1 protein-coding gene is annotated in these 567 nt (G+C 40.4%); it reads right to left on the bottom strand.

The features are described from left to right. Positions 1-567 (bottom strand): IS3 family transposase (locus ES765_RS21585; RefSeq protein ID WP_138116616.1); only part of this gene is annotated, 567 nt, incomplete at both ends.

Here is a 567-nt window from a genome sequence, read left to right as displayed (position 1 = left end):
GAATGAAATATGAGTTCTTTTGTTATATTATTGGACTTAACGGCCATATTCCAAGCAGGGATTATAGTGTCACTTGTATTTAAGGTTTCGCCCATCGACCACCCTACGACCTTTCTATGGAACAGATCGATAATCACGGTCAGATACATCCATCCCTGTTTAGTCTCTATATAGGTAATATCGGATACCCAAACCTGGTTCTTTCTAGAGACCGTAAAGTTCTGGTTCAAAATATTTCGGACCAACGGATAGTTGTGCCCGCTGTCCGTTGTAATCCTGAACTTACGCTTTCTTCTGGCGAACAGATTATTGGCCCTCATTATCCTGGCAACTCGTGGTCTGGAAACACGATATCCCTTTTTCGAGAGTTCTTCTTTAATCCTTGGTGCCCCATAACTCTCGAAGCTATCTTTGAAAATATCTCGAATGACCGACGATATCGTTTGGTTTGCCAACCATCTTTTGGATGGTTCCCTGCCTAACCAATGATAATAACTGCTTTTACTTAACTTGAACATTATGCACATCTTCTCAACCGGAAATTTAAATTTATGGTGTTTTATGAAC

The organism is Maribacter sp. ACAM166 (assembly GCF_005771495.1).
GTDB lineage: Bacteria > Bacteroidota > Bacteroidia > Flavobacteriales > Flavobacteriaceae > Maribacter.
The sequence above is the reverse complement of the archived record's forward strand: the minus strand, read 5'-3'. Positions and strand labels throughout refer to the sequence as shown.